General features: G+C 75.8%; 8 protein-coding genes. 2 read left to right on the top strand and 6 right to left on the bottom strand.

The window, feature by feature from the left end; all coding sequences use genetic code 11:
• The first annotated feature begins 52 nt into the window (after positions 1–52).
• Together KPL60_RS07770 and KPL60_RS07765 are read left to right on the top strand one after the other, a co-directional pair.
• On the top strand, positions 53–991 hold the full coding sequence (locus tag KPL60_RS07770) for an alpha/beta fold hydrolase (protein WP_226356786.1): 939 nt from the start codon (positions 53–55) through the stop codon (positions 989–991).
• Between the two features lie 207 nt (positions 992–1,198).
• Positions 1,199–1,624: a VOC family protein gene (locus tag KPL60_RS07765; protein WP_226365385.1), complete on the top strand. Its 426-nt coding sequence runs from the start codon at positions 1,199–1,201 to the stop codon at positions 1,622–1,624.
• On the opposite strand, the gene KPL60_RS07760 is transcribed toward KPL60_RS07765, so the two are convergent.
• Genes KPL60_RS07760 through KPL60_RS07735 form a run of 6 tightly spaced genes read right to left on the bottom strand, consistent with a single transcriptional unit; the run spans position 1,600 to position 15,044 of the window.
• Positions 1,600–2,400, bottom strand: coding sequence for a thioesterase II family protein (locus KPL60_RS07760; RefSeq protein ID WP_226356788.1), 801 nt, complete (start codon positions 2,398–2,400; stop codon positions 1,600–1,602). The genes KPL60_RS07765 and KPL60_RS07760 overlap by 25 nt on opposite strands.
• Positions 2,397–3,530, bottom strand: coding sequence for a class II histone deacetylase (locus tag KPL60_RS07755; protein WP_226365384.1), 1,134 nt, complete (start codon positions 3,528–3,530; stop codon positions 2,397–2,399). Before KPL60_RS07755 ends, KPL60_RS07760 begins: the two co-directional genes overlap by 4 nt.
• A gap of 1 nt (position 3,531) precedes the next feature.
• Positions 3,532–3,837, bottom strand: a complete 306-nt coding sequence (locus KPL60_RS07750) for a hypothetical protein (protein ID WP_208818543.1) — start codon at positions 3,835–3,837, stop codon at positions 3,532–3,534.
• A gap of 30 nt (positions 3,838–3,867) precedes the next feature.
• Positions 3,868–7,806 (bottom strand): bifunctional SDR family oxidoreductase/pyridoxal phosphate-dependent aminotransferase family protein, encoded by a 3,939-nt coding sequence (locus tag KPL60_RS07745; protein WP_226365383.1) that lies wholly within the window; start codon positions 7,804–7,806, stop codon positions 3,868–3,870.
• Entirely contained in the window at positions 7,803–8,921 is a 1,119-nt protein-coding gene (locus KPL60_RS07740; protein WP_226356792.1) for a DNA alkylation repair protein, read from the bottom strand. Before KPL60_RS07740 ends, KPL60_RS07745 begins: the two co-directional genes overlap by 4 nt.
• Before the next feature lie 45 nt (positions 8,922–8,966).
• Complete coding sequence (locus KPL60_RS07735; protein ID WP_226365382.1) at positions 8,967–15,044, bottom strand: type I polyketide synthase; 6,078 nt, start codon at positions 15,042–15,044, stop codon at positions 8,967–8,969.
• Position 15,045 lies beyond the last annotated feature (1 nt).

The raw sequence follows: 15,045 nt of genomic DNA, 5'->3' as shown, positions 1-15,045 counted from the left end.
GACTGATCAGTTCAAGATGCCATAGGCTCGTCCTCCCAGGGAGGAGAGCACGATGACCGCACCCGCTCACAGTGACGTCGACGTCCCGTTCGACGTTCTCCAGGGCTTCACCCACCGCATGGTCGACGTCGACGGGGTGTCGCTGCACGCCGTCGACGGTGGTGTCCCGGGGGCTCGCACCGTGGTCCTCCTCGCCGGCGCGCCGCAGACCTGGTGGGCCTGGCGCCTGGTGATGCCCGTCCTCGCCGGGGCCCACCGGGTCGTGGCCCTCGACCTGCCCGGGCAGGGACACTCCGACCGGCCCGCCGACGGCTACGACACCCGCAGCGTGGCGCGGGTCGTGCGGCGGGCCGTCGAGATCCTCGGGGTCGGCGAGCACTGGCTCGTCGCCCACGACATCGGGGCGTGGGTCGCCGTGACCTACGCCCTCGACGCGCCAGCGGCCGGCGACGGGCCCGATCTGCTCGGCCTCGCCCTGCTCGACGCCGGGATCCCCGGCGTCAGCCTCCCCACCAGCGTGTCCCTCGATCCCGCGAGCGCGCAGAAGCTCGCCCACTTCGCCTTCAACCTCGTGCCGGACCTTCCCGAGACGCTCATCAGCGGGCACGAGCGGGACTACGTGGCCTGGTTCCTGACCCACAAGGCCGCCTCGGCCGACGTGTTCTCCGATGCCGACATCGACCGGTACGCGCGTCTGTTCGCCGCGGCCGGCGGGGTCCGGGCGATACTCGCCTACTACCGGGCCGCGCCGGAGTCGGCGAGGCAGAACCGCGAGCTCGCGGCCCGCCGGAGGATCGACGTGCCCGTCGCGGCGGTCTCCGCCGAGCACGGCTCGATCCCCGACATGGCGGCAGCCGTGCGGCCGCTCGTCGGCGACGCGGCCGACGTCCTCGACGTCCGGGCGGCCGGTGCCGGTCACTTCGTGCCCGAGGAGGCCCCCGGCCAGGTGGTCGGCGCCATCGAGGAACTCGTCGCCCGCAGCCGCCCCTGAACCGGGGCCTCCGGCGCGGGCCGGGCCGGCGGAGGGCGGCGCCGACCACCGCAGGTCCCGTCTCCGTCGGGCCGGACGGACAGGGTGCGGCGTAGCCGCGCGACCGCCACGGCCGCGGTGCGCCCGGTCGAGATCGCCCATCCGGGACGGAGCGGACGCCGCGTCCCTCGCTATGATCGTCGGGTCTTCTGGACGACGGGGAGTGTCATGCGGCCTGCCAGTGTGTATCCGGTCCTGTGTACGGAGAAGATCGAACAGTCGAAGGACTTCTACGTGGGTCGCCTCGGCTTCGAGACGACGTTCGAGGCCGACTGGTACGTCAGCCTCCGGTCACCCGGCTCGCGTCCGTTCGAGCTCGCGTTGATCGCCCACGACCACCCCACGCTGCCGAGCGCCTACCGGCGGCCGGTACAGGGCCTGCTGGTGAACATCGAGGTCGACGACGTCGACGCCGAGTGGAAGCGGGTCGTCCTCGACGGCGGTGTGCCCGCCGAGCTCGAGCTGCGGGACGAACCGTTCGGGCAGCGACACTTCATCGTCGCGGACCCGAACGGTGTCCTGGTCGACGTCATCACCCCCATCGAACCCACGGCGGAGTTCGCGGCCCTCTACGCCGAGGACGCCACCGCCTGAGTGACGGTCGGCTCCACGCCCGGGTCTCCGCGCAGCGCGTCGACCAGGACCGGGACGACCACCTCCGCCACGGGGCGCCGGTACAGGTAGAAGTGTCCTCCGTCGAACGACAGGCGACGGAAGCCGGACGTCGTCTCCACCGACCAGAGGAACATGCGCTCGGCGATCACGATCGGGTCGTCGGTCGCGCAGAGCGCGACGATCGGGACCGAGGTACCGGTCGGTGGGCGGCGGTAGGTCTCCAGCGCCTCCAGGTCCGCCCGGATGGCGGGCAGCGAGGGGCGGAGCAGCCCTCCCACGTCGGCGACGCCGTCCGGTGCCCCGCCGATGCGGTGCACGTGCCGGACCAGCTCGTCGTCGGGTAGGCGGTGGGAGTAGGGCGGCCTGCTCGGGAAGCACGGCGGCTGCCGTGCCGACACCGCGACGAGCCGCGGCCCGGCTCCGCGTCGTTCGAGCGAGCGGGTGAGCTCGTAGGCCAGCACACTGCCGAAGCTGTGCCCCACGACGACGGTCGGCAGCGGGTCGCGCGCTGCGAGCGCGTCGGCCAGGGCCGCCACGATCGGCCCGGTCCGCCGGAGCGGCTCCTCCGCCGACCGTGTCCCGCGGCCCGGCAGCTGGGCGGCGAGCAGCTCCACGTCGTCCGGGACGAGCTCCATCCAGGACCGGAAGGCCGACGGCCATCCACCGGCGTGGGGCAGGACCACGATCCGGCCGACGGGCTCCGGCCGGTGCGTACGGCCGGACCGTCGTCCGAGCGCGGTGAGCCACCCGGTCACGACGCCACCGCCGCGGCCGAGAGCAGCGGGTGGTGCGTCCGGAGGTGGTCGAGGACGCGCCGCTGGTGCGCGGCGAGCCGCTGTCCCGGCAGGTTCTCCAGGGAGTGCAGGAACGGATCGTCCGGAGCGGGCAGACCGGCGACCGCGGCGGCGACCGCGAGCAGCAGGGTGGGCTGGTACCAGGCCGAGTAGCCACCCTCGTGGGCCAGGACGATGCGCCCGGCGCAGAGCTCGTCCGCCAGCTCGCAGAGCGAGGTGACGACGCTGTGGAAGGTGCGGCTGGTGGCCATCATCCGGCCCATCGGGTCGTGGGCGCCGGCGTCGAGCCCCGCCGCGACCAGAACGAGGTCCGGGGCGAACGCGCGGGCGACCGGGGCGACGACCGTCTCCATCGCCGCCAGGTACCCGCCGTGCCCGGTGCCCGCCGGGAGCGGCACGTTCACCGTGGTGCCCGCCCCCGCACCGGACCCGGTCTCGGCGGCCGTCCCCGAGGCGGGCGGGAACAGTCCGTCCTGGTGCAGCGACACGTAGCAGACGTCCGGGTCCTCCCAGAACACGTGCTGCAGGCCGTTGCCGTGGTGGACGTCGAGGTCGACCACGAGCACGCGGCGCGCCCCGTTCCGCTGGGCGACCCGGGTGGCGACGGCGAGGTTGTTGAACAGGCACAACCCCATCGCCCGGTCGGGCTCGGCGTGGTGGCCGGGTGGACGGACGAGGCAGTAGGCGCGCCGGTGCCCACCGGCCAGGACCTCCCGGACGGCCGCGGTGCAGGCACCGACGGCCAGACGGGCGGCGGCCGCGCTGTGGTGCCCCGCGGGGGCGTACACCCCGGCGTCGCCGCCCCGGGCGGAGGTGGCCTCCACCCGGTCGACGTGGGCGCGGGTGTGGACGAGGAGGAGGTCCGCGTCGGGGGCGGGTGCGGGGGTGTGGCGGGTGAACCGGTCGAGGACACCGGACAGCCGGACGAGCCCCTCCGCACGCCGGAGGTCCGGGTCGACCGCGAACTGTCGCAGCGGCTCCACCCCCGGGCCGACCGGGAGGTGGCCACTGCCCGCGCCCGGGTCGTGCCAGAAGCACAACTCGTGCGAGAACCATGCCGGTGGCGGCCCGGCCGGCCCACCCGCGGTCATCTCAGACCGCCGCGCCGGCGCGGACGACCGAGACGCCGGAGACCCGGGAGATGTGCCCGGTGTGGAACTCCCGGTCCGCAGCGGGGGTCCGCTTGGTGGTCAGGACCGTGTCGAGCAGCGCCAGCACCTGCTCGGCCTCGGACGTCGTCGGTGCCCGGTCGCCGATCTCGGCCTCGATCTCGCGGATCCGTCCGGCCGGGGCGATGACCCCCGCCTCGTACTCGGCCGTGTCGTCGTTGTGGTTGCGCGTGCAGGCCACCGCCCGCAGCACGGCACCGAAGAACGCCTTGCCGTTGATCTCACCCATGATGATTCCCTTCGGGACGGAGTGGACGGTTCAGACGAGCCCGAGCCGGCGGCCGGCGCGGGCGAGGACCTCGACGGCGAGATCGATGTCGTCGTCGGTGTGGGACAGGTTCACGATGGTCCGCAGCCGGGGGAGGCTGCGCGGCACCGCCGGGTAGACGATGGGCTGGACGAACACGCCGTCGGCCTGGCACAGCCGGGCGAGGTCCTGGGCCTGGGCGTCGTCGCGGCAGAGCACCGGCACCACCGGCGACTCGCTGTTCAACGTGTCGAAGCCGAGCCGGTGCAGCGCGTCGCGGTAGCGCCCGGTGCGGCGGCGCAGCTGCTCGGCCATCCCCGGCGCGGCCGTCATGACTTCGACGGCGGCCAGCGCGGCGGCCGCGTTCGCCGGGGTGACGGCGGCGGAGAACATCCAGCCGCGCGCGTTGTTCTTCAGCGCGAACACCAGGTCCGCGGATCCGGCGACGTAGCCGCCCGCGCTGGGAACGGTCTTCGACAGCGTGCCCATCTTGATCGCCACCCGCTCCGGGGCGATGCCGAAGTGCTCGGTGATGCCGCGGCCGGTCCGCCCGAGCACCCCCATGCTGTGGGCCTCGTCGACCATCAGCGGGGCGTCGTGACGCTCGCAGAGCTCGACGATGCCCGGCAGCGGGGCGAGGTCGCCGTCCATGCTGAACACGGCGTCGGTGACGACGAGCCTTCCGCCGTCGCCGGCCTGGCGCAACGCGCGCTCGAGGTCGTCGAGGTCGTTGTGGGCGTAGGTCAGGACCCGGGCCCCCGACAGCCGGTAGCCGTCGAGGATGCTGGCGTGGTTGTAGACGTCGCCGATCACCGTGTCACCGGGCCCCACCAGCGCGCCGACCGTGGCGACGTTCGCCATGTAGCCGCTGGAGTAGACGATCGCGTCCTCGGTGCCCAGGAACCGGGCGATCGCCAGCTCCAGCTCGCGGTGGAGGTCGAGGGTCCCCGCCAGCAGCCGGACGCCGTGTGCTCCGGTGCCGTGCCGGCGCACCGCCTCCTGTACCCGGGCCCCGATGTAGTCGTGCCCGATCAGGCCCAGATAGCTGTAGGAGGCGAAGTTCAGGTACCACCGACCGTCGAAGCGGATCCAGGAGCCCGTCTCCTCCTCGACGACCGGCTCGTAGAAGTAGCGGCCCTCGGCGACGACGGCCCTGTCCTCCCGGGACAGGTCGTCGATGCGGCGGTCGAGGAACCCGCCGGACGGTCGGTCGGTCAGCCTGCCCGGGAGGGTGCGTCCCGGGACGCCCGCGGGCGCGGCCGGGAGCGTGGGGGGCTCCGGGCGGCGCGCCGGCGCCGCGGGCCCGGGGAGTGTGTCCGTCCCGGCGGTCCGCGGGCCCGGCGCGGAGCCCGTGGGCGGCCCGCCCGCGGGAGACGCGGGAACGGCGGCCGGCGGGGGTACGGGGGCCTGCGCGGGACCGGAGGCTCCGGAGACCGCGACGGCGGGCGACGGGGCGGCGGACCCGTCCGGCCCGGTCCGGAACCGGTCCCAGTCCGGCCGGAAGGCCGCGGGGTCCGGCGTCGTCGACCGCTCGTCCCGCGGGGCGGTCCCGCCGGTCTGCGGCGCGGGGTCCGGCCCGCCGGTGGCGGAGACGGGCGAGGGCCCGCCGCCGGCCGCGGGCGTGGCGACCGGCGTGGGCGTGGCGACCGGTGCGGGTGGGGCGAGGGGCGTGGTGGTCGCGGCGGGGGGCGGTCCGAGGTGGTCGAGGAGGTCCTGCACCCGGGTGAGCTCGAACAGGAGTGCGGGGTCCACCTCGTAGCCCGCCTTCGCCAGGCCCGCGGTGATCTCGACGGCCATCATCGAGTCCAGCCCGAGCTCGAGCAGGTCGTCGCCCGGCGCGACCGCGGGCAGGTGCATCGTGGAGGTCAGGATGGAGCTCACGGACGTCCACGCCTCCGTGGTGCCCAGCGTGCTGGTCATCGGTTCGTCCTTCGGTCGGGCGGGTGCGGACAGGACGTACTGGCCGGGCGGGCGGCCCAGCACCTCGGACAGCAGGGCCAGACCCGCGTCCGATTCGAGCGCCGGGATGCCGCGGGCCGCGGCCGCGGCGACCACGTCCTCGCCCATCCCGGCGTTCCACAGGCCCCAGTCGAGGCTCCACCAGCGCTCCCCGTCGGAACGGCGGCGGGCGGCGTAGCCGTCGAGGAAGGCGTTCGCGGCGGCGTACGCGCTCTGCCCCAGGTTCCCCCGGACCGCGCTGATCGAGCCGAACAGGACCACCGCACCTGGGCGGTGGTCGCTGTCGAACAGCGCGTCGAGTGCCTGCACACCGGAGATCTTGGGGGCCAGGACCTGCGCGATCCGCTCAGGAGTGAGCGTCCGGGCCAGACCGTCCCGCAGCACCCCGGCCGCGTGGACCACCAGGTCGAAGCGGTCGCGGCCCAGAGCGGGGTCCGGGTCGGTGACGTCGGTGGTGAGCACCCGTACCTCGCACCGCCCACGCAGCCGGTCGACCCGGGCCGCCCGCCCGCCCGCGGGCGGGGTGCGCCCCACGAGCGTGAGGTGTGCGCACCCGAGTGCGGCGAGCCGCTCCGCGGTGAGCAGCCCCAGCCCGGTCAGACCCCCGGTGACCAGGACCCGCTGTCCCCGCGACTCGAACGGCGGCCCCTCCGCGGGGCCGGCCGGGCTCGCGTGCGGGACCAGGTGCGCCCCGTCGCGAAAGCGGTGCTCGCCGCCGTCGTACGGGACGGTGGGCGGTGCCGTCGGCGCGGACGTGTCGAGGTCGACCAGCGTGACCGGTGTCCGGGGGTGCTCGGTGCGCACCGAGCGGAACAGTCCCCACAGCGCGGTGTGGGACGGGTCGGGACGCACGCCGTGGGCGTCCCGGGTGAGCACGGTCAGTGCCGGGAACGGCCGCGCGGTGGCCAGCACCCGTACCAGTGCGGCCGCCTGCTGCACCACGGCCGAGGGGTCCTCGCCACCGGCCGGGGCGTACACGACGAGCCCCGGCGGGTCGTCGGCCAGCCGGGCCCGCAACGTCCCGTCGGCGACGGCGTCGAGACCGAGACGTCCGACCGGCCCCGCGGGCCCGGGGACCTGACCCAGGACCAGCGTCCGCGGGGGCGTCGACGGCGCCGGGGGAGCCGTCGCGGCACGCCAGCCGGGGACCGTCGTCGCACCGGGCGGGCGACCGGGCGCGGTCCCGGTGGCCGGCCGGGGCCGGGGGACGGCGGGCCGGTCCGGACCGCCGGGGACGGCCCGCAGCACGATCCGGTCCAGCTCGAGGACGACCTCACCCTGTTCGGTGCAGACCGTCGCCCTGCCCCGGCACCCTGCCGCGTCCGGGCCGCCCGGGGTCCGTTCGACGAGGGCGAGCAGCGTGCCGCGGACCGGGCGCCGGACCGTGACCCGCCCGATGTACCACGGCAGGCACGGACCGGCCGCCCCGTCGTCGAGCAGCCCGAGCCCCTGGAGGACGGCGTCGAGCACGGCCGGGTCGACGACGGCGCCCGGCTCGGCGGCCGCGGGGCGCAGCACCCCGAACAGCCGGTCGCCGTCGCGGCGCAGGGAGCGGATCACCCGGTACCGCTCCCCGTAGGCGATCCCGCTCCCCGCGCGCCACCCGTCCAGGACCGCCAGCGGGGTCTCCGGTCCGGCGGAGGCCTCCATGGCGGCGGTGTCGAGATAGGTCGGAGGGGGCAGCGGGGCGCCGGCGGCGACGGCGCGGGCGTGCAGCCGGGCCGGTGCGACCGGGTCGGCCGCGGGGCGCGAGCGCAGGGCGAGCGCACCGTCGTCGGCGACGTCGACGCCGAGCTCGACCCCGCCGTCGCCGACGGTGAGCGGCTCGGCCAGCACCACGTGCTCGAGCCACCACCGCCGCGACGACCGCCCGGCGCCGACGGCCTGCAGCATCAGGTCGATCTGGGCCGCCGCCGGCAGCACCCCCACCCCGCCGATGCGGTGGTCGGCGACGACCGGGTCCTCGGCGGTGACCGTGCGGCGGCCGGTCATGTGACGAGCTCGAATCCGTCGCCGGCGACGACCCGCCCGTTGACCTGGAGATCGACGACGTGGGTGCCGGGGTAGTACCGGCGGGTCGTGACCTCGCGGACGGGGTGACGCTTCTCCAGCACCCGGCTCTCGCCGGGCCCGAGCTCGACCGCGGCGAGCTTGAACACCTTGGGCAGGGTCCGCCCGTTGCCCCGCACGTGGTGCACCACGTAGTCGACGGCGACGGTGTGCGCCCGCCGGTCGGTGTTGCGGATCTCGGCGCGCAGGGTGACCGACTCGCCGAGCCGGATGGTGGCCGGGCTGAGCACCAGCCGGTCGGCCCGGACGTGCTCCCCGCCGGTCACGCCGGACAGGGCGAGCGCCCGCTGGTCCCCGTTCTTCACCAGCACCCGCAGCGCGTGCCTGCTGATCCACCCGGTCTCCGGGGTCGGGCTCTCCACCGCCCAGCGCTCCAGCACGTCCAGCACGGAGTCCGGGTGGTCGCGGGCGATGTCGTTGAGGTTGTTCGCGACCGACTTGCGGACGTAGGGCGACGGGTCCGAGCGCAGCACCTCCAGGACCTCCAGCACCGGAGCGGGGTCCTCGACGAACCGGTGCAGGGTCCGGGCCCACGGCAGCCGCGGCCGGATGCCCTCGCTCGCCAGACGTCGCACGTTGAGGCTGGGTGACCCGGCCCAGGACCGCACCCGGTCCATCGTGGCGTCGTGGTGGCGGTCCAGGTAGGGACGGATCGCGTACTCGCCGGTGTGCCTGCGGGTGATCTGCTCGATCGCGTCGAGCGACTCCTCCGGATGACCGAGGCCGTGGTCCTCCACGAACCGGGCCACCGGCATCAGGTACCAGCTGGTGTTGAACATGCCCTCGCCCTCGCCGAGCTCGTCGCCGAGCACCGACAGCAGGATCGCGAGTGCCTGCGGGTAGTCCCCGGGCAGCCTGGTGCGCAGGCCGTCGGACAGGACCCGGACGCGGTCCTTCAGCTCGAGCGGGGGCACCAGCGCCCCGACCTCGGCCACGTAGCCGTCGAGGTCGAACGGCGGGTGCACCTGTGCCACCAGGTCGCCGAGCAGGCGGGCCGCCCCGCTGTCGAAGTGTCGCTTCAGGCCGTACTCCGTCATGGACGTACTCACTCTCCGGGGTCGCTGGGGAACCGTGCGTCGACGCTAGAGGCTCGTCCTATCGGTCGGCTTTCGCTCCTGTCGTCCGGTGTCCCCGTCGCCGACCCAGTAGCGGCTACGGGCGAACGGGAACCGGGGGAGGTCCGCGATCCCGGGGCCGGGCCGCCGCGGCGCCCCCGCCGGGTCGATGTCGGGATCGGCGGTGTTGTGGTGGTCGCACAGGTGGCGGTGCAGGGTGTCGTCGCGTCCCCGCGCGAGGGTCGAGCGGACGAACCCGGCCTCCGGGGCCAGGTCCGCGGCCAGCCGGGCGAGCACGGGCTGGGGCCCGATCTCCCAGTAGCCGGCCGGGGCCGTGCGGTGCACCTCCGACAGCGCCTCGTGGAACAGCACCGGTGTCACGAGGCCGTCGGCCCAGGTCTGCGGGTCGGTCGCGGTCGCCGCGGTGTGCCGGGTCCCGGTCACCGTCGAGGTGAAAGCGATCTCCGGCGGCCGCAGCCCCGACGTCGCGAGCTCGGCCCGCAGCGCCGGGACCGCCCCCGCCATGTCCCGCGAGTGGAAGGCGTGGCTGACGCTCAGCGGCGTCACCGCCACCGGTCGTGCGGCGGCGGCGAGGCTCGTCCGCAGGGCCGCGACACGCTCGCGCGGTCCGGCGACGGCGGTGTTGGACGGGCCGTTGTGCGCGGCGATCTCCAGCTCCGGGTGGTCCCGCAGCAGCCCGGCGACGGTCGCCCGGTCGGCGTGCACCACGGCCATCGAGCCGGTCGCCGGCCGGTCGAGCATGGCCCGTCCCCGGCAGGCGGTGACCCGCATGAGCTCGGGCAGGGCCAGGCAGCCCGCGGCCCAGGCAGCGGTGAGCTCACCGACGCTGTGCCCGATCACGTGCCCGGGGCGGACCCCCCAGGAGTCCAGCAGCCGGACCAGGCCCACCTGGACCGCGACGATCGCGACCTGCGCATGGTCGGTGCGGGTCAGCACCCGGGCCTCGGAGTGGAACAGCAGGTCGTGCAGCCCGACCGTGAGCCAGGGCGCCAGCAGGGACGCGCAGTCGTCGACGGCCGCGCGGAACACCGGCTCGTCGCGGTAGAGCACGGACCCCATGCCCGGGTACTGCGAACCCTGCCCGGTGAACAGGAACACCGGCGGTCCGCCCGCTCCCGTACCGGCCCGGGCGACCGGTGCCGCGTCCGGAGCGGTCGCGGCGACGGCGTCGAGACGCGCGGCGAGCTCGGCGCGTGTCGTGCCGTGCACGGCCACCCGGTGCCGCTGGCGGGCCCGGCCCGCGCAGGCCGTCCACGCGACGGCCGCGAGGTCGTCGTCGCCGGGCAGGGCGGCGACCGTGCGGGCGTAGCGGCCGGCGAGGTCGCGCACCGCGTCCTCGGTCGGCGCGGACACGGTCACCACGTGGTTCCGTCCGGCAGGGGCGGCAGCACGGTCGGCGACGGCGGGTTCCTCCAGCACGACGTGGGCGTTCACCCCGCCCATGCCGAAGGCGGACAGCGCCGCCCGGCGGGGCCGGCCGTCGACCCGGTGCCAGGGCAGCGGGTCGACGGCGGGGAAGAAGGGCGTGTCCTCGAACCGGATGTGGTCGTTCGGCCTGGTCAGGTGCAGGGTGGGTGGGATCGTCGCGTGCTCGAGGGCGAGCAGGACCTTGACCAGCCCGGCCAGCCCGGCGGCGGGTTCGAGGTGGCCGATGTTCGACTTCACCGAGCCGATCGCGCAGAACTGACGACGGTCGGTGTGCGGACGCCAGGCCCGGGTCAGCCCGTCGATCTCGATCGGGTCGCCCAGGCTGGTGCCCGTGCCGTGCGCCTCGACCAGCGAGATGGAGTCGGGGGACACGGCGGCGTCGCGCAGGGCCGCGGTGATGACGTCGCGCTGGGCGGTCGGGCTCGGGGCGGAGTAGCGGCTCGTGCGGCCGCCGTGGTTGACGGCGGCGCCGATGACGAGTCCGCGGACCCGGTCGCCCTCGGCGGCGGCGTCACCCGCGCGGCGCAGCACGACCGCGGACGCGCCCTCGCCGGGGACGAACCCGTCGGCCTCGGCGTCGAAGGCGGCGCACCGGGCCCTCGGGGAGAGGGCCCGCATCGCCCCCATCGAGGTGAAGTACTCGGGGCTGATCGCGGCGTGGACCCCCGCGACCACGGCGGTGTCGATGTCGCCGGACCGCAGGTGCGCCAGGGCGGTGTGCAGCGCGACCAGGGCCGACGAGCACAGGGTGTTGACGACCATGCTCGGCCCGGTCCAGTCCATCAGGTGCGAGAACCGGTTCGGGATCATCGCCTCGAGGCCCAGCCCCCGGCCGTCGCCGACGCCCAGCCGGGCGCGTTCCTCGTGGTAGTGGTCGTGGCTGTAGGCGATCCAGAGTCCGGTCCTGCTGCCCTCGGCGCGCGGACCGATCCGGCCACCGTCCTCCAGCGCCTCCCAGATCGTCTCGTAGACGATCCGCGCCTGTGGGTCGATCATCGGGGCCTCGCGCGGCGAGATGCGGAACGGTGCCGGGTCGAACCGGTCGATCGACGGCAGGAACGACGCGCGGGGCCCGTCCCCCTCGTGGCCGGTCCACCGTCCGGGTGGGAGCCCGTCGACGGTGTCGACCCCGTCGCGCAGCAGCTGCCACATCTGCTCGGGTGTCGAGGCGCCGGGCACCCGGATCGCCATCCCGACCACAGCGACGTCACGCGACGGGTCCCGGTCCGTCCGCCCGGCCGGATCCGGCTCGGCCGGGGCCACCGCCGCCGGTGCCGCCACCGGTGCCGCCGCGGGTGCTGTCGCCGCCGGCGGGGTGGCCGCCGGAGACGGTGTCCGGGTGGGGGCCGCGGGTGGGGGTGTCCCGGCGACGGGAGGCCGCCCGGTCCCGCCGCTCCCGGCACCGGGGGTGACGGGCCGCTCGCTGCGCAGCGCGCGCACCAGCGCCGGTGCATCCTCGGCCAGGAACGCGGCGAACCGCTGCGGGGTCGGGAACTCGAAGAACACCGTCGGGTAGAGCGACAGGTCCCGTTCGCGGGACAGACGCTCGCTCAGCTCCACCAGCCCCACCGAGTCGAAGCCCGCGGAGAGGAACTCCTCGTCCGCGGCGTCGCGGCCGAGTCCGGTCTCGGCCAGGAACCAGTCCAGCACCACGGCGGGTGCCGGCCGCCCGTCCGGGCCGGACGGGTCGCCGGCCTCCGCGGCCTTCGCGGTGACCGGAGCCGGGGCCGGCGCGGCCGCCGGAGCCCGGGCGGGCCCGTCGGCCGTCCGCACGGACGCCTCCGTGTCGGCCTGCGGGGCGAAGGCCGTGGGCGGAACCCGCTTGGAGGAGATGTCGCGCAGGACGAGCAGGACCTCGCCCTCGTCGTCGGTGACGGTCTGGGTGACCCGGCACGCCTCCTCGTTCCAGAAGCCGACCCGGGTGTGGACGAACGCGGCCCGCTCCAGCGACCCGTGCACCTGCACCGCGCCGATCGACAGCGGGATGAACACCGGTGCGTCGGCCCGGCCGGCGATCGGGTGGTCGAGGTCGAGCGCGGCGATCGTGACGCTGTCGAGGAGCCCCGGGAACAGCTCGACGTCGGCGTCGTTCCAGCGGCGCTGCCGTGCGCCCTCGATGCGGGCGAGCGTGCCGTCGAGGACGGCCGCGACCCAGGAGATGTTGCGGTAGTAGCGGCCGTGCCGGTAGCCGAGCGCCCGCAGCCTGCGGTACAGCGTCGTGCCGGACCGCAACGGCCCGCAGGTCCCCAGCAGGGGAGCGAGGTCCAGCCGGTCCGGTGGCCCCCCGGCGCCGGGGAGGTAGCGCCCGTGCGCGTACGGCCCGTCCGGGCCGCGAAGCTCGAACGCGCCGTCGCCGGTCGCCCGGCACGTCACGAGCTCCGGGTGGGGCGCGCGCAGCGGGCGGTGGAAGACCAGGTCGGCCAGCCCGCCGAAGCCGCCGGTCGCGGCGACCGCCCCGGCCCGCAGCAGGTCGAGCCAGGCCATCCCGGGCAGCATCGCCGTCCCGAAGACGGAGTGCTGGGCGATCGGGGTCTCACCGGGGCCGTGGAGACGCTCGAACGCGAATCCGTCCGGACCCTGCGGCTCCAGCACCCGCAGCGGCCCGCCGGGCGTGGCCGAGCGCTGCGGTTCCCGCAGGTCCAGCACCCGTCCGTCGGCCTGGGCGACGGGCACGTCGGCCCGCCGGAACCAGCGGCCACCGCGATGGCCGTCCCAGTCGAGGTCGTGTCCGTCGGCGTACAGCGCGGCCAGGACCGCGTCGAGCCGTCGGACGAGGTCGTCGGGGCCGGTCGTGCCGTCGAGGGGGCCGGGACCGCCGATCGGGCTCCCGGTGGCCAGCAGCGCCGCGACCGTCGCGGTGGGGTCCGGGTCGTCGCCCAGCGCGAAGGCGGCGGCCGCGGCGCCCGGGCCCTCGGCGGGCAGCGCCGCGCCGGGTGCCCCCAGTGCGGCCAGCGCGACCGGCCAGGCGATCGCCCCGCAGAGAGCGGCCCGGCGGCCCCCCCAGCCGTCGACCGGGTCCCCGGTCGCCGCGACGAACCGGTCCACCAGACGTGCCACGGCCGGCACGTGCGCCGACAGCCAGGGCAACCACCGCGCGGCGTCGCCGCCCGGCACCGACGGCGCGGTGGCCCGCCGCGGTGCGGGCCCCGGCCCGGTACGCAGCAGGGTGCGTCGCAGGGCCGCGCCGAGTGCGTCGGCGTCGTCGCCGCACACGGCGACACGCACGGCGCGGTGCGGCCGGGACAGCCTGCTGGTGGCGCAGGCGTCGTCGAGCCCGTCGCCGAGCCGGGGGAGTGCCTCGAGCCACTGGGCCGCCAGCTCGCGCAGTCCGTCGTCGGTCCGTGCGGACAGCGTCAGCACGAACGGTCCGGTGCCGACCGACGGCGGCGCGGGGGCCGCCGCGGTGACCACGGCGTGCACGTTCGTGCCGCCGAACCCGAACGCGCTCAGCCCGGCGCCGCGGACCGGGACGGCCGGCCACGTCTCGGCGGCACCGGTCAGCCGCAGCGGGCCGCCGTCGATCTGCAGACGCGGGTTCGGCTGCTCGACGCCCACGCCGGGGAGGACCCCGTCGCCGAGCGCGCAGAGCAGCCCCGCCAGGCCGGCGAGACCGGCGGCGGAGTGCAGGTGCCCGATGCGGCGCTTGAGCGAACCCAGCGCGACCGAGCCCGGCGCGACCCCGTGCCGGGTGAACACCTCGGTGAGGGCGCGGACCTCGATCGGGTCGCCGATCGCGGTGCCGGTGCCGTGCGTCTCGACCATCTGCACGGTGGCGGGGTCGACCCGGCGGTAGACCTCGTCGAGGAGCTCGACCTGGGCCTCCAGGTTCGGGGTGGTGACCCCCATCGTCGCGCCGTCGTTGTTGGCGGCGACGTGCGCGACGGTCCCCAGCACGCGGTCACCGTCCCGCCGCGCCGCGGCCAGCGGTTTCAGCACCAGCGCCACCGCGCCCTCCCCGGGCACGTAGCCGTCGGCGCGGCGGTCGAAGGTGCGGCACAGCCCGTCGGCGGACAGCGCCCCGGCTCCGTCGAGCAGCCGGTAGGTGAGGGGGTCGACGAGCAGGTCCACCCCGCCGACCACGGCCAGGTCGCAGTCACCGCTGCGCAGGCTCAGCCCTGCCAGCCACAGGGCGGTCAGCGACGACGAGCACGCCGTGTCGACCACCAGCGCCGGACCCGCGAGGTCGAGCCGGTCGGCCAGCCAGGCCGCGGCGAAGTTCTGGGACCGGCCCCACAGCGTCGCGGCGGGGGGTCCGGCGGGGACCTGCGGGCCGGGCGTGCCCGCGTCGTAGCCGTAGGCGTTCATCCGGCCGCCGACGAAGACCCCCGCCCGCAGGCGTCGGCGACCCCGGTACCCGGACTCCTCGAGCGCACGGGCACCGACCTCCAGCATCACCCGGTGCTGCGGGTCGATGCGGACCGCGTCCTCGGCGGACAGACCGAACGCCTCGTGGTCGAACGCGTGCGGGTCCTGCAGGAACGCGCCCCGCAGATCCGGGCGCGGGAGCAGCTCCGGGGCCCAGCGCGCGGCCGGGACCGGCGACACCGTGACGGTGTCCCCGGCCAGGAAGGCGCGCAGGTCGGTGACGTCCTCCGCCCCGGGGAGCCGGACGGCCAGTCCGATGACGGCCAGGTCGTGGGTCGGGTGGTCGGTCATG

This window comes from Pseudonocardia sp. ICBG162, from assembly GCF_020496225.1.
GTDB classification, from domain to species: domain Bacteria; phylum Actinomycetota; class Actinomycetes; order Mycobacteriales; family Pseudonocardiaceae; genus Pseudonocardia; species Pseudonocardia alni.
This window is presented reverse-complemented; position numbering and strand designations above follow the sequence as displayed.